Annotated in this window: 17 protein-coding genes; 4 read left to right on the forward strand and 13 right to left on the reverse strand. The window is 72.0% G+C overall.

Annotated features, from left to right (window positions below; genetic code table 11):
* Nucleotides 1-14 precede the first annotated feature (14 nt).
* The 9 genes from KIS93_RS04475 to KIS93_RS04515 form a co-directional block, all read right to left on the reverse strand.
* Entirely contained in the window at nt 15-1,367 is a 1,353-nt protein-coding gene (locus KIS93_RS04475; RefSeq protein ID WP_186403706.1) for a dihydroorotase, read from the reverse strand.
* Between the two features lie 31 nt (nt 1,368-1,398).
* Entirely contained in the window at nt 1,399-2,493 is a 1,095-nt protein-coding gene (locus KIS93_RS04480; protein WP_186403707.1) for a mandelate racemase/muconate lactonizing enzyme family protein, read from the reverse strand.
* A gap of 28 nt (nt 2,494-2,521) precedes the next feature.
* Nucleotides 2,522-3,142 carry an SRPBCC family protein gene (locus KIS93_RS04485; RefSeq protein ID WP_186403708.1) on the reverse strand — a complete coding sequence of 207 codons (621 nt, stop codon included), beginning with the start codon at nt 3,140-3,142 and terminating at the stop codon, nt 2,522-2,524.
* Between the two features lie 2 nt (nt 3,143-3,144).
* Nucleotides 3,145-4,110: an MBL fold metallo-hydrolase gene (locus KIS93_RS04490; protein WP_186403709.1), complete on the reverse strand. Its 966-nt coding sequence runs from the start codon at nt 4,108-4,110 to the stop codon at nt 3,145-3,147.
* 13 nt (nt 4,111-4,123) lie between these two features.
* Nucleotides 4,124-6,355 carry a xanthine dehydrogenase family protein molybdopterin-binding subunit gene (locus tag KIS93_RS04495; protein WP_186403710.1) on the reverse strand — a complete coding sequence of 744 codons (2,232 nt, stop codon included), beginning with the start codon at nt 6,353-6,355 and terminating at the stop codon, nt 4,124-4,126.
* A complete protein-coding gene (locus KIS93_RS04500) occupies nt 6,352-7,215 on the reverse strand; it encodes an FAD binding domain-containing protein (RefSeq protein WP_186403711.1) in 864 nt (287 codons plus the stop codon). The genes KIS93_RS04495 and KIS93_RS04500 overlap by 4 nt, the downstream gene beginning before the upstream one ends.
* A complete protein-coding gene (locus KIS93_RS04505; protein WP_246005178.1) occupies nt 7,212-7,751 on the reverse strand; it encodes a (2Fe-2S)-binding protein in 540 nt (179 codons plus the stop codon). Before KIS93_RS04505 ends, KIS93_RS04500 begins: the two co-directional genes overlap by 4 nt.
* Nucleotides 7,748-8,749: an asparaginase gene (locus KIS93_RS04510; protein WP_222107242.1), complete on the reverse strand. Its 1,002-nt coding sequence runs from the start codon at nt 8,747-8,749 to the stop codon at nt 7,748-7,750. Before KIS93_RS04510 ends, KIS93_RS04505 begins: the two co-directional genes overlap by 4 nt.
* Nucleotides 8,750-9,140: 391 nt before the next feature.
* Complete coding sequence (locus KIS93_RS04515; protein WP_186403712.1) at nt 9,141-9,605, reverse strand: hypothetical protein; 465 nt, start codon at nt 9,603-9,605, stop codon at nt 9,141-9,143.
* A gap of 379 nt (nt 9,606-9,984) precedes the next feature.
* On the opposite strand from KIS93_RS04515, the gene KIS93_RS04520 reads away from it, so the two are divergent.
* Nucleotides 9,985-11,118 carry a hypothetical protein gene (locus KIS93_RS04520; protein ID WP_186403713.1) on the forward strand — a complete coding sequence of 378 codons (1,134 nt, stop codon included), beginning with the start codon at nt 9,985-9,987 and terminating at the stop codon, nt 11,116-11,118.
* 187 nt (nt 11,119-11,305) lie between these two features.
* Here KIS93_RS04520 and KIS93_RS04525 read toward each other — a convergent pair whose 3' ends face one another.
* Nucleotides 11,306-11,695 carry a hypothetical protein gene (locus tag KIS93_RS04525; RefSeq protein ID WP_186403714.1) on the reverse strand — a complete coding sequence of 130 codons (390 nt, stop codon included), beginning with the start codon at nt 11,693-11,695 and terminating at the stop codon, nt 11,306-11,308.
* A 37-nt stretch (nt 11,696-11,732) separates the two neighbouring features.
* Between KIS93_RS04525 and KIS93_RS04530 the strand changes: the two genes are divergently transcribed.
* Nucleotides 11,733-12,395, forward strand: a complete 663-nt coding sequence (locus KIS93_RS04530) for a hypothetical protein (protein ID WP_186403715.1) — start codon at nt 11,733-11,735, stop codon at nt 12,393-12,395.
* Nucleotides 12,396-12,424: 29 nt separating this feature from the next.
* Nucleotides 12,425-12,709, forward strand: coding sequence for a hypothetical protein (locus KIS93_RS04535; RefSeq protein WP_186403716.1), 285 nt, complete (start codon nt 12,425-12,427; stop codon nt 12,707-12,709).
* A 6-nt stretch (nt 12,710-12,715) separates the two neighbouring features.
* On the opposite strand, the gene KIS93_RS04540 is transcribed toward KIS93_RS04535, so the two are convergent.
* Entirely contained in the window at nt 12,716-13,627 is a 912-nt protein-coding gene (locus tag KIS93_RS04540; RefSeq protein WP_186403717.1) for a hypothetical protein, read from the reverse strand.
* A gap of 8 nt (nt 13,628-13,635) precedes the next feature.
* Complete coding sequence (locus KIS93_RS04545; RefSeq protein WP_186403718.1) at nt 13,636-14,184, reverse strand: RNA polymerase sigma factor; 549 nt, start codon at nt 14,182-14,184, stop codon at nt 13,636-13,638.
* Between the two features lie 283 nt (nt 14,185-14,467).
* Between KIS93_RS04545 and KIS93_RS04550 the strand changes: the two genes are divergently transcribed.
* On the forward strand, nt 14,468-15,034 hold the full coding sequence (locus KIS93_RS04550; protein ID WP_222107243.1) for a TetR/AcrR family transcriptional regulator: 567 nt from the start codon (nt 14,468-14,470) through the stop codon (nt 15,032-15,034).
* A gap of 230 nt (nt 15,035-15,264) precedes the next feature.
* On the opposite strand, the gene KIS93_RS04555 is transcribed toward KIS93_RS04550, so the two are convergent.
* Entirely contained in the window at nt 15,265-16,047 is a 783-nt protein-coding gene (locus tag KIS93_RS04555; RefSeq protein WP_186403719.1) for an alpha/beta fold hydrolase, read from the reverse strand.
* Nucleotides 16,048-16,057: the final 10 nt, after the last annotated feature.

Raw genomic sequence — 16,057 nt, forward strand, 5'->3', positions numbered from 1 at the left:
TGACCCGAAAAGCGTCATCCGGGCGTACGCCGCCGGCTGATCAGCCGCCCCGTACGCCGGTCGGCCGGCTTGCCGCGCTCGGCGATGAGCTCGCCGCGCAGGTACGTGGCCACGGCGCGCCCGGTCATGTCCATGCCGTCGTAGGGGGTCCAGCCCGCCTTGGACAGCACGTCCTCGTTGCGCAGCCGCCAGCGCTCCTGCGGGTCGGCCAGCACGAGGTCGGCGTCCGCGCCCGGGGCAATGCGGCCTTTGCGGGGCCACAGGCCGTAGATCCGGGCGGGAGCCTCGCTGTAGAGCCTGGCGATGTCCTCGTAGGCGAGCATCCCGCGCGCCGCCGCGCTGAGCAGCACCGCCATGGTGCTGTCCAGTCCGGGAAGCCCGAAGTGCACGTCCCAGATGCCGCCGGCACTCTTCTGCGCGGGGGTGGAGGGCGCGTGGTCGGAGGAGACGTGGGTGAGTTCGCCCTCGCGCAGCAGCCGCCACAGCGCGGCCTCGTCCTGGTCGTGCCTGGCGCGCGCCGGCGGGGTGAACTTGCGGAACGGGCCGTGCGTGTGCACCTCGTCCTCGCGCAGCAGCAGGTACTGAGGGCAGGTCTCGGCGTACAGCCGCGCCCCGCGGGCGCGTTCGGCGGCCAGGTAGGCGGCGACCTCGGGATGGCTGACGTGCGCCACTGTGGCTCGCGCGCCGGTGCGCCGGATGAGCAGGGCGGCGACGGCGGCGGCGACCACCTCGGCGTCCCGGTCGCGCCATTCGGGCAGGATGCCGGGGTCTTCGCGCCCGGCCGCGCGCAGCACGGACTCGGCCGCGGCGGTGAGCGACTCGTCCTCGCAGTGGATGAGGCTGATCGCGCCCGCGTCGGCCGTGGCCCGCAGGTGGGCGCGCAGCGCGGCCGCGTCGTGGCCGGGGATGCCGTGGGTGGTGCAGGTGAACACCTTGAAGAACGCGGCCCCGGCCTCCCACAGGGGCGCGACGGCGCCGGGGTCGCCCGGCCACGCGTGCGCGGCCAGGGCGAAGTCGACGTTGGACCGGCCGCTCAGGTAGGCGGCCTTCTCCTCCAGGTCACGCACGGTCCGTACCGGCCTGCCGTGGGAGTGCTCGATGATGGTCGTCACGCCGGACGCGGCGGCGGCGCGGGTCCCGCTGGGGAAGTCCTCGCGGTCGGTGCTGCCCGGGTCCATGAGGTGCACGTGCGTGTCGACGCCGCCCGGCAGGAGCAGCAGGCCGGTGGCGTCGACCGTGCGGGCGGCGGACAGGCCGGCGCCATCCAGTGTCAGGACGCGACCGTCGCGCACGGCGACGTCGGCGCGGCGGCGGCCCTGTGAGGTGACCAGCGTGCCACCGGTGATGAGCAGATCGGCGTCGGGCATCAGACACGGTCCCTTTCCACGGCGGCGGGCATCAGACGCGGTACCTTTCCACGGCCTCCTGGGACAGGACGATGCCGAAACCGGGCTGGTCGCCGGCCGGGACACAGCCGTCCATCACCTGCAGCGGCTCCTGCATGATCGGCTGCCACCAGGGCTGGAACTCCTGCCACACGACGTTCGGCAGCCCCGCCGCCAGGTGCAGGCAGTGCTCCATGAACAGGTGCGGCGTGACCGGCAGCTCAAGGCTCTCGCACTGATGGGCCGCCTTGACCAGCTCCGTCATGCCGCTCATCCGCATGAGGTCGGGCATGATGTAGTCGGCGCCGCCCTGCCCGGCCAGGGTCATCAGCTCGGCCTTGAGATAGTTGGACTCTCCGGTGCACAGCGGCATGTCCATCGCCCGGCGTGCGATGGCGTACGCGTCCACCTGCGTGTACGGCATCGGCTCCTCCAGCCAGGTCAGCTCGTACGGGGCGAGCCGGGCGGCCATGCGCAGCGTCTGCTTGAGGTCCCACGCCTGGTTGGCGTCGACCATCAGCTTGACGCCTGGCCCGATGGCCTCGCGGACCAGGGCGACGCGGGCCACGTCCTCGTCCTCCTCGGGCAGCCCGGCTCGCATCTTGACGGCGCGAAATCCCTGCTCGACCAGGCTCTGTGCCTCCTTGGCCAGCTCGTCGCGTGAGCGGTCCAGCCACAGTCCCTGGCTGGCGTACACCTCCACGCTGTCGCGGTAGCCGCCGAGCAGGCGGTGCACCGGCAGGCCCGCGGCCTGGCCTTTGATGTCCCAGCAGGCGGTGTCGAGGGTGGAGATCGCCAGCGCGGCCAGGCCCTGCCTGCCGACGAACCCGACCGCCTTGGACATGCGGGCCCACAGCCGTTCGGTCTCCAGCGCGTCGGCGCCGACCAGGATCTCGGCGAGGTCGTCGATGAGCCTGATCAGTGCCGCCACCTTGCCCTGGCCGAAGGCGAAGCTCCAGGCCACGCCGGTGTGACCGGCAGAGGTGCGGACGTGGACGAGGGCGGTGTCGATGGCGGGGATGGGGAAGGCCGCGGTGACCAGGGGCCGGTCGAGCGGGATGGACAGGAAGTCGATGTCGACGCCGGTGATGCGGGTGCCGGTGGGCATGGTGCTCCTGGGGAAGGGGTCGGGTCCGTCAGCGGTGGCCGAACAGGCGGACGATGCGCTGCCAGAGGCGGGCCGCGAGCGAGCGGCCTGCCAGGCTGAGGACGTTGATCTCGCGTGCGGGACGGGCCGGGGTGCCGTGCTCCGGCGCCGCGGCGGGCTTCGTGCGGTCGACGCCGGCGGACGCGGCCGGGGTGGCGGTCGTGCGTTCGGCGGCCAGCTTGGCGGCCAGTTCGTCGGCGAACTGGTTGATGATCCGGTTGCTGACCTCGGTCATCACTCCGCGGCCCAGCTGGGCGGGCCGCCCGGTGACGTCGAGCTCGGTGAGCAGGTGCACCCGCGTGCGGTCGCCGTCGCCGGTCAGCCGCATGGTGACGGTGGCCCCGGCTGTCCCGTTGCCGCGGGCGTCGCGCCCCCGGGCCACCAGCACGGCGACATGAGAGGCCGCGTCCCTTCCCGTGATCTCGGCCTGGCCCTTGTAGGTCAGGCTCACCGGGCCCACCTTGACCTTGACCCGGCCGGAGAACACGTCGCCGTCGACCGAGTCGAGCTCCGCCCCCGGCATGCAGGCGGCGATCCGGCCGACGTCCAGCAGCGTCGTCCAGGCGTCGTCCACCGGCAGCGGGACGGCGAAGTCGTTGTCGATGCGCATGGTCATCGTGGTGCCGTCGCTTCGAGGTAGCGGTAGGTGAGCAGGACGTTCAGCCGGTGCAGGGAGTCCATCAGCGCGGGGAAGCGGTCCGCGCCCGGGACGTCCGGGGGCAGCGTGAGCCGGTCCTTGAGCTCGATCGTGTCCATCATGGTGTCGAGGTCCATGCCCTCGCCGCGGTACCGGTGGACGCTGGCGGCGATGTTCTCCAGGTAGGCCAGCATCCAGCTCACGGACGGCTCGGCGTCGCTGAGCGGGCCGTGGCCGGGCACGAACCGGTCGAGTTCGAGCGTGGCCTTCATGGCGCGGATGGATCGGCTGTAGCCGATGGGGTCGCCGGCCAGCAGCATGGGCGGCATGCCCGCGTGCCGCAGGAAGTTGCCGGCCCACACCACCCGCGCGTCGGGCACGTGGACGAGCGTGTCGCCCGAGCCGTTGCCAGTGCCGAAGTGCCACAGGTGCACGACGCGGCCGCCCAGGTCGATCTCGCAGAAGCGGTCGAAGACGATGTCCGGCTCTCGCCAGGTGACGACCTCCTCCATGCCCGGATCGCCGTACATGCTCTCGCCGCGCAGGCTCTTCTCCATCTCCAGGTCGGTCATCGCCGCCTTGTTGAGCCGGGAGGAGATGATCGGCACGTCGTCGGGGAAGGCGACGTTTCCGAAGGTGTGGTCGCCGTGGTAGGTGGTGTTGGCGACGTACATGATGGGCTTGTCGGTGATCTTCCTGACCACGTCCTGGATGTAGGCGCCGACGCCGGGGGTGATGCCCGTGTCCACGACGAGCGCGCCCTTGCTGCCGACGATCAGGCCGTTGTTGTCCTTGGGCAGCCGGTTGGCCATCAGCGCGTAGACGCCCTTGGCCAGCTCTGTGGGGATGAGCTCGAGCCCGACCGGGCTCAGGTTGGGGGCGAAGAATCCCTTCTGGCGCTCGGTCATCTCGGGGACGACGGGGGCGGGCCAGCAGTACACGAATACCTCCTGATCAGGTGGAGCGGAGCAGCTCGCGGACCCGGCCGGGCGTGAGCGGCAGCCGCCACACCCGGGCGCCGCTCGCGGGGCCGAGCGCGTCGGCCACGGCGTTGGCGATGGCGGCGGGAGTGCCGACCATGCCCGATTCGCCGCCTCCCTTGATGCCAAGAGGGTTGGCCGGGGTGGGCCGCTCCTCGACGATGACCTCGATGTCGGGCAGCTCCTCGACCGTCGGGATGCGGTAGTCGGACAGGAGGGTCGACAGCGGCTGGCCGTACTCGTCGTACAGCAGTTCCTCAAGCAGGGCCGCGCCGATCCCCTGCGCCGCCGCGCCGGTGAGCTGGCGGCGCAGCAGCACCGGGTTGACGGCACGGCCGACGTCGTGCAGCACGAGATGGCGCAGGACCCGCACCTGCCCCGTTCCGGCGTCGATCGAGACGAGCGACAGGACGGCGCCGAAGGAGAAGCTGGGATGAGGCTTGTCGAAGCGGCCCCAGCCCTCGCCCAGGTCGCTCAGCGGCACCGACCGGCCGGAGGGCGCCGTGGCCCGTCCCCCGCCGAGCTCCACGTCCGCGCTGGGCACGCCGAGCTTGTCCGCGGCCCGGGAGCGCAGGTCCTCGGCCGCCAGGGCCAGGGCGTTGCCGGCCAGAGTGGTGGCGCGGCTGGCGAAGGAGCCGAAGCCGTGGGCGAGCTGGTCGGTGTCGTGGTGGTCGATGGTGATGTCCTGCATTGCCACGCCGAGCTTGTCCGCGGCGATCTGGGCGAGCACGGTCTCCACGCCCTGACCCAGGGAGCCGACGCCGACGTGGGCGACGAACCCGCCGTCGGGGCGCGGGACGATCGTGGCCTCCTCGAACGGCCCGATGCCGCCGATCTCGGTGTAGGCGGCCAGGCCGATGCCCACGTGCTCGCCCCGGGCCCGCCGCTCGTCCCGCTGCCGGCGCAGCTCGGCGTAGCCCGCGTGGTCGAGCAGCCGGTCCAGGCCGGCGGGGAAGTCGCCGCTCTCGTAGGTGATGGGGGTGGGCGCGAAGTTCCACGGCAGTTGCGCGGGCTCGATCAGGTTGCGCCGCCGCAGCTCGGCGGGATCCAGCCGGAGCTCGTGGGCGAGCCGGTTGAGCATGCGCTCGCGGACGAACGTGGCCTCCGTCATGCCCGGCCCTCGGTAGGTGCCCACGGGCGTGCGATGGGTGAGCACGCCGTGGACCTCCAGGGCGAACGCCTCCCATCGGTACGGTCCCGGCAGATGCTGAGCCGGCAGCAGCGCCGGCAGGATGCCCTGCGAGCGGACGTAGGCCCCCTGATCGCACCAGGCGCGGTCGCGGAAGGCCAGCAGCCGCCCGTCGGCCGTGGCGGCGACCTCGAAGTCGTGCTCCTGCTCGCGGGCGTGGTTGGTGGCGACGAAGTGCTCGGCGCGGTCCTCGATCCACTTGACCGGCCGGCCGAGCCGCAGCGCGAGGAAGGCGATGAGGTAGTCCTCCGGGTACGGCTCACCGCGCACCCCGAAGCCGCCGCCGACGTGGTTCTCGACGACGCGGATGCGTTCGGGGTCGATCCCGAGCATGCCGCTGAGGGCCTGCCGGGTGAAGTGCTTGACCTTCGCCGCGCCCCACAGGGTGAGCACGCCGGTGCCCTGGTCCACCTCGGCCAGCAGGCCGCGCGTCTCCATGGGCACGGCGGTGTGCCGGTGCACCCGCAGCCGATCTCTGAGCACGATGTCGGCGCGGGCGAAGGCGGCGTCGACGTCGCCGAAGGTCAGCGGGACGGTCGCGACGAGGTTCGTCCCGGCCTCGGGCTGCACCAGCGGCGTCCCGGTGGAGGCGGCGGAGGTGATGTCGGTCACCACGTCAAGCTCGTCGAGGTCGAGATCGACCAGCTCGGCGGCGTCCTCTGCGAGGTAGGGGTCGGCGGCCACGACGACCGCGACCGGCTCGCCCACGTACCGCACCACGCCGCGGGCCAGCGGCGGCTGGAGGAACTTGTGGGTGTCGGGCGTCTCGGCCATCGGCAGGCGGATCGGGATGCGCACGTCGGGGAGGTCGGCGGCTGTGATCACCGTGACGACGCCGGGCTGGGCCAGGGCCTCGGCCACGTCGATCGCCACGATACGGGCGTGCGCGACGGGGCTGCGCACGATCCTGGCGTGGAGCTGGCCCTCGCGGCTGACGTCGGCGACGTACTGAGCGGTTCCGTCGAGGAAGTGCCGGTCGTCGCGTTCGACGCCGGCGCCGATGTAGCCGTGGGTCATCGTTCCTCCTTCAGCCGCGACAGGGCGCGCTCGACAAGCGTGGCGATGAGTTGCCTGCGGTAGGTCGCGCTCGCGTGCGCGTCGCCGGACGGGGCACACCCCGCGGCGGCTCGTCCGGCGGCCTCGCGCACGGTGGCGTCCGTCAGGGGCTCGCCTTCGAGTGCCTGCTCGGCCTCGTAGGCGCGTACGGGCACCGCGTCCACTCCGCCGAGCGCGATCCGCGCCTGCTGGACCGTGCCGTCGTCCCGCGTGCTCAGCGTGACGGCGGTGGAGGCGAAGGCGAAGTCCCCGGCGCGCGGGCCGAACTCCTCAAATGCGCTGCGCGTGCGCGGCGGCGGAGCCGGGAAGCGGGCTTCGACCAGCAGTTCGGCGGGGTCGAGCACGGTCATGAGCGGGCCGGCGAAGAAATCGGACGCCGGGATCTCCCGCTCGCCCGCCGTGGAGCGGACGACGAAGGTCGCGTCCATGGCGACGGCCACGACGGGTAGCTCGGCCGACGGGTCGGCGTGCGCCGCGCTGCCGCCGAACGTGCCGCGCAGCCTGATGGGATGGTGGCCGATGAGGGCCGCCGCCTCGCGCAGGGCACGCCAGGGGCCGGTGAGCCGGGCGTCGCGTTCCAGCGTCGCGTGGCGGACCAGCGCGCCGACGCGCAGGCCGGCGCCGCTCTGGCGCAGCTCGTCCAGGCCGGGGAGGCGGTTGATGTCGATGAGGTGGCTCGGCCGCGACATGCGCAGCGCCAGCAGGGGCATCAGGCTCTGCCCGCCGGCGATGAACTTGGCGTCCTCCCCCGCCTGCGCGGCCAGGGTCAGCGCCTCCTGCACGGAGGACGGCCTGCGGTAGGCGAAGGGCGGCGGTTTCACGCGTGCCCTCCGTTCAGTTCTCGCTGCGCGGCGAGCACGGCCCGCAGGATGGGAACGCCGCCGGTGCACCGGCACAGGTTGGCCGACAGGACTTCCCGCACCCTCGCGGCGCCGGCGTCCGGCTCGTCGCGCAGCAGGCCGGCGGCCAGCATCAGGAATCCCGAGGTGCAGAACCCGCACTGCAGGGCCCTGTGCTCGTGGAAGGCGCGCCGCAAGGCGCCCAGCTCCCGGCTGGGCGGCGCCTGTTCGGCGGTCTCCAGCTCGCAGCCTTCGGCCTGTACGGCGAGCGTCAGGCAGGAGCGGACCGGCAGGCCGTCGAGCAGGATCGTGCAGGCGCCGCACGAGCCCTGTTCGCATCCCAGCCGGGTCCCGGTGAGACCTCGTTCCCTGAGCGCGTCGGCCAAGGTGCACCGTGCGGGCACCTGCACGCGCACGGAGCGGCCGTTGACGAGCAGGTCGAGATCCGCGTGTTCGTCCGGTTCGAGCCACGCGCTGTCGACGCGATGGCCGGTGTAGGTCATGGGTACCTCTCTCATCCCGAAAGGGCGTCGTAGGCCGCGGTGATGGACGTGGCGCTCCAGCCCGCGCTCAGCGCGAGCGCCAGCAGGACGCGGGCCTGGGGTGCGGCCAGCGCGCCGGCGGGGATCAGGCCGTTGCCGAGCAGGTCACGCTCCGAGCCGGGAAAGCCGTAGGTGCCGGTGAACGTCTCGCCCGCTCCGGTGCGTGAGGCGAGCACCACCGGCATCTCCCGCGCGAGGCGGGCCAGGCTCTCCACCGTGCGCCTGGCCACGTGCCCCACCCCGAACCCGGCCACGACCACGCCCTGGTAGCCGTGGCCGGGCAGTGTCCCCAGCGCGCGCCCGTCGTCACCGAGGGCCGCGGTCACGAGCGCCACCGCGGCGATCTCCTCCGTCTGCGGTGGCAGGCCGATGTGCACGCGCCGCGACAGCCGCAGCGGGATCCTGACGCGGTCCTCGGCCGTCCAGCCCACCGGGCCCGCGCCGGCCGACACGAACGCCGATGGCCGGCTGGTGTGGGCCTTGCGGACGAACCTCGCGGCGTGGATCTCGTCGTTCATCGCCACCAGCACTCCCATGCCGCGAGCCCGGTCGCTCGCCGCGGCCAGGACGGCGCCGCGCACGTTGGCGGGGCCGTCGGCGCCGGGCCGGGCCGGATCGCGCATGGCCCCGGTGACGATCACCGGCTGCTCGGTGGCCAGCAGCAGGTCGAGCGCCATGGCGCTCTCCTCGATCGTGTCGGTGCCCTGGGTCACGACCACGCCCTCGACACCGTCGCCGATCACCTGCTCGATCCTGCGGGCCAGCCGCACCAGGTCGAGGAGGGTCAGGTGGGCGCCGGGCACGCGAGCGAAGCTCTCCGCCTCGATCCTGGCCAGCTCGTTCAGCCCGGGCACGGCCTCGATGAGCGCCTGCGCGTCGAGGGACGGGGTGACACCGGCGTGGCCGTCCTTGGCCGTCATGGCGATGGTGCCGCCCAGCGCGATCACCCGGACCCGCCGCTTCCCCTCGGACACCGCTTCTCCTTCCGGCCAAGTTAGGGATGAGCTTACGTAAACTCATACATAAATGGAAGCGGTAGTGCGCCGGTGGCTGGGAGACCTCCTTGATGGTGGGCGCGGGCCCGCGCGGGCGGCGGCGACATCTGGCCCTGTCCCCGGCAGCGCGCTCACCCACGACCGGGGCCGGCCGGGGCGACCGCCACCTCACGGGTATGTGGTATCGCTCCAAGATGCGACTCGTGACCGTACAACGGGGCGCGAACACGGCGGATCCGTCGTATGACTGGTTCCGGGCTCCAGCCGTTGCCGGGTCGAGGCTTCCTCTGACGTCTGCCTTGTGGGACATCAGGGCTGTCGTGTCGGCAGAACCGCTCACGGTGTCGGCTGATTTCAGGGCTCCGTGCCGTTAACCTGACTTGCCATGATCGGTAGCAATGCGGGATGGCAGGCGGTTTCCCCCGTTCAGGAATGGTCGCGGCACCTGGCCTACAGCCCCTCGCTGGGCGCGCTGGTGCTCTACTGCGTGGTGGGCGGCGGGATCGAGCAGTGGGTCTGGCAGGGCGACCGCTTCGTCCGCAGGCAACGCCGCCCGTTCGAGGGCAAGGATCTGGCACTCCTGACACCCGAGCACGGCGAGCCGGAGCCGCTCCCCCTCCACGAGGACGGCATCCTCGACGCCTGCGCTCTCGGCGCCGACGTCTACGCCGTCCGCAGGAACGGGGCCGTTCTCCGGCTCGACGGGGACTCGTGGGCGCAGGTGGCCGGCCCGCTGCCCGGCATGGAAAACGTCTTCACCGACCATCTGTCCCTCGTGGTCGCCGATCACGAGAACGGCCGCCTGGTGGCCGTCGAACACGAGGGGCAGGGCCATCACTTCGTGCCCGGTTCGGGATGGGAGCCGGGCCCCCGCATCGGCCCCCTGGGCCACGGCCTGACGTGGAATCCGCTCACCCGGCGCCCCGAAGTGCTGCGCGGCGGCGGGAACATGGGGCCGTGGGCCGAACCGGAGCCCTGGGGCGAGGAGCAGGCCCCGACCGAGGTCTACATGCGGGCCGGCTGGTACCACCGGCCGTTCGCGGTGGACGAGGCGAGCGGCGAGTGGGCCCTGCTCGAAGCGCACCAGCTCCTGCGCCGCCGCCCGGAGGCGAGTGGATCACCTATCCGCTGCCGCTGGCACTGCCCGATCGTCCCGAATGGGTCAGCGTGGGGGGCAACCTCATGGCACTGTCGGTCAGAGGCGCCGGCGACGTGTGGCTCGACGGCGACCACTGGGTCGAGACCGACGCGCCGACCAGCGGCTACTACCTGCACGCCGCGGCCCGCACGGCACCGTCACCCTCGATGGGCGCGGCGCCCTCAGCCGGACGGCCGGCGGGCACACGGACGAGATCGCCGCCCCGTGCGAGGCACTCACCGATCTCGACGAGATCGACGACGACCTCACGCTGATCTGCGACCGTGACCGCGTCGTCCTCTGGCACGGCCGCAAGCGCCGGACCTGGGTCGCCCGCGAGGGGTCCTGGCGGAAGGTCACGGGCGGCGGCCCCCCGAGGGGCACGGGGCTGTTCTGCTCGACGCCCGCCGGGCTGTTCTACGTGGACGAAGAGGATCGCCCGTTCCTGCTGGACGACTCCGACCGCTGGGGGCGCCTGCTGCCCCTGGGCGACGGCATCGAGCTGCTGTTCTGCCGCCCGGCCTCCCCCGCTCTGTGGGCGGTGACGTCCGAGGGGCTCGCGGTGTGGCGCGGCGGCGCCTTCCGCCCCGTGGCGCCTCTGCCCGAGGAGGCGGGGACGGACGCGCGCCTCCGGGACGTCTGGTACGACCCCAAGGGCGACAGGGTCCTGCTGCGCCTCGGCGGCGGAATGTGGCAGCTACCCGTACCCGATGTCAAAGGCGGATTCCCCCAGGCCTACACAGCGGCCGGCGAGCCGGCTCCGGAGCCGTGGGAGAGCCGGAGCTGCTACGTCCTGGAGGCGTCCATCGAGCCGGGCGGCGCGCGCCAGGGCCTGCTGTTCGCGCTCCCCTATCTGGAAAGTGTCCGTGACATCGTCGAGGAGCTCGTGCTGGACGACTCCGCCGAGGCGAAGGCTCAGCGCGACCTGCTGGCCATGGGCGGCATGCTGACCCTGTGGGTCGTCCAGGAGGGCCTGCTGGCCGGAGGTGTCGACCTCAAGCCGCACCTGGATCCGGCCGGGCGGGCGATCGACTGGGACGCGGTGGCCGCCGCCACGCCCGCTCTCAGAGGGGAACTGATGGACGTGGACGGGGTGCTGGTCGAGATGGGCGAGTTCGCTCCCGGGTTCACCTACCTGGAGGACGGGGTGCTGCTGGAGCCGGGCCCCAACGACCTCGAAGGCGGCGGCCTGCCGTCGATCTTCCGGTGAGCCCGGCCGCGAGTCAGAGATCGTCCGTGCCAGCCTCGCGGTCCATGGCCTGAAGCCGGTGAATCGCGCCCGCAGGTCGGTCGCGGCGGACTCCGCGACCGTGTTCACCAAGCCCGCCAGCTCCACCGCCTCGGGCAGGTCGCCGAAGATCCCGGCGGGGAGACGGCCGGCGGCCCGCGCGGCGGCGTCACCGGCGGCCGGCTCCCGCCACGCCGAGGTCGTCGCCCTCCAGGACGGGGGCCCGAGTGTTGCCGCAGCGCTTGCCGAGCGGCAGATAGGTGATGTCGGCCGTCACCCCCCGCCCGGCCAGGTCCTGCTCAAGCTGCTCGGGCTCCCGCAGATCGTAGATCTTGATGTTGATCGATCCGTCCTGGTTGCCCTTCACGGCGTATGCCGGGAGGCGGAGCCGAGCAGGAAGGGCAAGGTCCTCGGCGAGTTCCGGGCCGAGCCGGAAGGAGACATACCGGTAGAGGATGCCGGCGTAGCGGTCGAAACCGGCGGCGAACCGCTCCGGGCCGTCGAGCGAGCTCGCGATGACCTCGGAGTCCGCCGCCGCCGGCGATGCGTCCGTCACCATAGATCGTCTTTTGTCAGCACGTGCGAGACTTGGGAGGATGGACGACGGCCTGACCACGGCGCTGAAGCGGCTTCGCGAGGTGTTCGCCCGCTACCCCCGGCGCGCGGTGCTCGACGGATGCCCGCACTGCCGCGGCTCCGTACGGCCGGACGAGCACGACCTGTTCGCGCTCACGATCAGCCTCGGCAACACCGTCGGATCCGTCGAGGACGTCAAGAGCCTGCTGCCCTTGCTGCTGGAACGGCTCGTCACCGGCGACGAACTCGACGCGGGCATCGTCCTGGGCAAACCGGCCGCGCACGGCTGGCGGAGCTGGCCGCAGGACGAGCAGGACGCCGTCGAGGGCTACCTCATGGCGGTCTGGCGCTCGTTGCTGTCCGGGTATCCGCCTCGGGCCGGCTCGTTCGGCGACGCGGCCGGCTTCCTCGGCGCGGCCGGCGAACTCACCGGCGACGTGGGCGCGTTCCTCGGCGAATGGGACACCGCTGGTGGACCGGCCGCCAACCGCCACCTCGCCGACCTGGTGACCGGGTGGGCCGGCGGGGCGCGGCTGCCTGCCGAGGTCCTCACGTGGCTGCACGGCGAGCTGGTACGTGACCGCCTGCTGGCGGCGTTCGAGCGTGACCATGACAGCGCGTGGGCCGATGACCTCGCACGAGCCTATGACCTGCTCGGCTGGCGCGCCGGCTCAGACCGGTAGCGGCTGCCGATCAGGGCTACCGTGGAGCGGTGAGGCACCAACTCCCCAGCGGCTGGACGCCCGCGCGGATCGCCGAGGTGGCCAGCACGCGGTCCGCCGAGTTGCTGCCGCTCGACACGCCGGTGTTCATGGACCTGCACACGGGCGGCCGTGAGCGGATCCGCCCCTCGCTGATCATCAAGCTCGGGGAGATCTGCCTGGCGCGCGACGCCGAGGACGGCGCCTACGCTATGGGGCAACTCGACGGCCACGGCGCCCTGCGCTGCTGGGGGTACTACGGGGACGATCTCGCCGAAGCCTTGCGAGCTCTTTAGAGCACCCTACTCGCCGGTGACCGGGTTCCTGTCCAGCCGCTCCTCGGTGACGCGCAGCCGGATCACTCCCTTGGAGCGCTCTTCGGCATCCCAGACGATCCAGTCGTCGCCGACGGGGATGTCCTGATCAGAAGGTTCCGCGAAGCCTCCGCTCGGATTGAGCTCGATGACGACCAAGACCGCCTTCAAGTCGCGTTTCCTGATCTCTGACATGACCTCGCCGACCGTCTTGCCATCCACCGGGAAGCCGGCCAGCGAGCCGTTCTTCCCGGTGGCGGAGTGGTACACGAGGACCTTCGGCGTGGGCGCCGGCACCGGCTCGCACGGCGCCACCGGTCCCCGCATCAGGTACGTGGTGGTCCCGCCGTACTGGCCGCTGATGGTCCACACGAACGTCTCACCGGGATTGAACAGCTTGGTGTTGATCCGCATCTGCCACCCTCTCCCCGGCTCGCCGGGAATGTTCTCCGGCACGCTGTACAGGCCGCGCGGGATGGTCTGCACGTGCTCGCCGCGCGGTTCCCTGCACATCATGCCCGTGGGCACGTGGTCCACCAGCGCCGGCACCCCCAACTCCCGCAGGCGCCGCTGCAGCGCAGGGGCGTCGTCGAAGTCGCGGATCTGGATCGTCACCATCCCGTCGTCCAGGTTGACGGCGTACGAGCTGGGCGCGCCGTCCCGCAGCACGATCGGGACCGCCACGATGCCGGCCGCGAGCGCGACCGCGGCCGCCAGCCACGCGGGCCTGAACCGGCGCCGGGCCCGCATCGTCACGGGACCGGACCCGGACGCGGACTCGTGCGCGGTGACCTCGGCCAGCAGCGCCCGGGCCGCCGGACCGGACGGATCACCGCCCAGACCGCCGGGCTCGACCCTGGCCAGCGGCCTGATCGCTTCGATTTCGTCGATGTTCTTCACAACGCTCCTCACAGCGCCCTCTTCGACGGGACCAGCCCGCTCCGCGTGCTCACGTGCACGCCCGCCTCGGCGAGCGCGCGGGACAGGCGGCGGCGGGCCCGGTGCAGCCTGATCCGTACGGCGTTGCGCGACAGCCCCAGCACCTTCGCGATCTCCTCGCGCTCCAGCCCCTCCCAGGCGAGCAGGGACAGCAGCTCCCGGTCGTCGCCGGGCAGGCTCCTGAACGCCCTGCCGATCGCGTCCAGCTCGACCTCGGTATCCGGGCAGTGCCCGTACAGGTCGGCCAGCTCGGCGTCCAGCTCGGCCGTGCGCGACCGGCGGCGGTTGTCGCCCCGGAAATGATTGGCCAGGACCTTGCGCGCCACGCCGTACAGCCACAGCGTGGCCTCATCGCCCTCCGGCAGCTCCTCCACCCGCCGCCAGGCGACGGCGAAGGTCTCCGCCACCACGTCGGCGGCGTCCTGCGGCTCGCCGCAGCGGCGCGCGGCGTAGGCCGTGATCAGGCCGTAGGCCCGGTGGTAGGCGGCCTCGAACCTGGCCGGCCGCTCGTCATCCACGGGCGGTTCCCATGGTGCGTCTCCTCATCGGCTCACGTGGTCGGACACCTGTGCCTATGTGCGCGGATCGCCCATCATTTCCAGGAACCGTGGCTTCCGCCGTCGCGCGGCGGCGCCCAGTCATCCGACAGATTCGGCCCACGGCCCCGCCCCCGTACCGTGGTCACCGCTCAACGCTCGACAGTGGTTCAAAAGGGAGTGTGGACGGCTGGACGGAATCGCGGTTCCTTCCAGCCGTCCATCCCGCCGTAACCCGGGGCGGGGCGGGCACAGGGGCCTGCCCTTGACACTGGACGAGATCTGCTCGAACGCGCTGCGCCTGATGGACGAGGCGGGCCCCGAGGGCCTGTCCATGCGCCGGCTGGCGGCCGAGCTGAGCGTCAACCCGATGTCGCTCTACCACCACGTGCCCGGCAGGGAGGCGCTGATCGGGCTGGTCTGCTCCAAGGTGGCCGAGCGCGTGCCCCTGCCGCCCGACGACGGAGCACCGTGGCAGGACCAGCTCGCGGAGCTGGCGCTCGCCTACCTCCGCAACGCCCAGGCACACCCCACCATCTGGTCCTACATCCACACGCACCCGGAGCTCATCGAGGAGCGGCGCTCACCGATCCGGAACACCCTGGACCGGGTGCTCCGGCTGGCCGGGGTGGCGGAGCCGGAGCTGCGGCGCACGAGCGACGTGCTGCACGCGCTGGTCACCGGCTTCGTCATCACCGCGGCCCAGGGGCACCTGCCCGGCGGGCAGGACGAGATCGACCGCGATTTCGGCACGGCCCTGCGACTCCTCGTGTCCGGCGTCACGGGGCTCTCGCAACGTCAGCCGCCCGGTCGTTCAGCGGACGGGCGATAGCCGGCGTTCCCCGCCGGTCGGATCGCTCAAGGCGACGGTCAAGGTGTCGAAGCGCAAAGTGTGGCGATCTGCCGGGGTGTAGGCCACCCGTGCGGGAACGCCTGGGCCGTTGGGATTTTCCGGTGCGGACGAACGAGCCCACGACCCGGCGGAAGGGACGACCGACCGGTTCGACGACGGCAGAACTGCGTCGCGGGCGATGGCCGCGGTGAGATCCCTCATCTCAGCTGTCAAGACGGCTGGCTAGAGGCACTAAGGCGTCGGAGCAGCTGGGCTGTCGCCTGTGGCTCGACTGCGTAGGGCATGTGTCCTCCGGCCAGGTCATGTACGTGCGTTCCCACTTGATCGGCGACCCACTGTGAAGTGACCCTCAGCGGCCCTTCGGCGCCGGCGACGACGGCCACGGGAACGTTCGTCTTGGCCAGCGCTGCGGCGTCGAGCTGGTAGGCGGTCAGGGCGGGCACGTCCAACCCGAAGAACGGCTCCCCGTTGGCGATCAATCGTTCGCGGTGGCCGGGGGTGAGGCGGCTGAAGATGTCGCTGAGGGCCTGGCTCGCATGCTCCTCCATCGCTTTGCGGGCATCGCCACTTCGTGCTTGGCGGGTGATCTCGGCGGCCATGGCCTCGCCCTGGGAAAGGACCGAAAACAGCGGCGGCTCGTGCACTATCGCCGTGGCCACCAGGTCGGCGCGGCGGCTGATCAGCTCAAGCAGGATGACGCCGCCGAGGCTGCCGCCCCAGACGATGGCGGGTGCGAGGTCCAGCGCTTCGAGCAACCCCGCCACGTCGTCTGCCTGCTCGGCGATCGTGGTTCCGTCCTCGGGCCGGCGGCTGCGGAAATAGCCGCGGCGGTCATAGGTCACGGTGGTGAACTCGTCGGCCAGCAGTTCGGCCACCTGGGCGAAATGGCTGGCGTCCACCCCTCCTCCTGGAATGAACAGCATCGCGGGGCCGCTGCCGCGCTGCTCAAAGTAGAGCGAGACGCCGTTGACGGCGGCGTAGTCGGAGATCATGTGCTCGTTG

The organism is [Actinomadura] parvosata subsp. kistnae, assembly GCF_900323885.1.
Taxonomy (GTDB): domain Bacteria; phylum Actinomycetota; class Actinomycetes; order Streptosporangiales; family Streptosporangiaceae; genus Nonomuraea; species Nonomuraea composti.

Bases quoted from the DNA above. Each gene is read 5' to 3' on its own strand.
- KIS93_RS04475 (WP_186403706.1), bottom strand. From the start codon at position 1,367: ATGCCCGACGCCGATCTGCTCATCACCGGTGGCACGCTGGTCACCTCA.
- KIS93_RS04480 (WP_186403707.1), bottom strand. From the start codon at position 2,493: ATGCCCACCGGCACCCGCATCACCGGCGTCGACATCGACTTCCTGTCC.
- KIS93_RS04485 (WP_186403708.1), bottom strand. From the start codon at position 3,142: ATGCGCATCGACAACGACTTCGCCGTCCCGCTGCCGGTGGACGACGCC.
- KIS93_RS04495 (WP_186403710.1), bottom strand. From the start codon at position 6,355: ATGACCCACGGCTACATCGGCGCCGGCGTCGAACGCGACGACCGGCAC.
- KIS93_RS04505 (WP_246005178.1), bottom strand. From the start codon at position 7,751: ATGAGAGAGGTACCCATGACCTACACCGGCCATCGCGTCGACAGCGCG.
- KIS93_RS04515 (WP_186403712.1), bottom strand. From the start codon at position 9,605: ATGGCCCTGCCCCTCGTGTTCGACGGCCACCAGGCGGCCGTTCTCGTG.
- KIS93_RS04525 (WP_186403714.1), bottom strand. From the start codon at position 11,695: ATGGTGACGGACGCATCGCCGGCGGCGGCGGACTCCGAGGTCATCGCG.
- KIS93_RS04530 (WP_186403715.1), top strand. From the start codon at position 11,733: ATGGACGACGGCCTGACCACGGCGCTGAAGCGGCTTCGCGAGGTGTTC.
- KIS93_RS04555 (WP_186403719.1), bottom strand. From the start codon at position 16,047: ATGATCTCCGACTACGCCGCCGTCAACGGCGTCTCGCTCTACTTTGAG.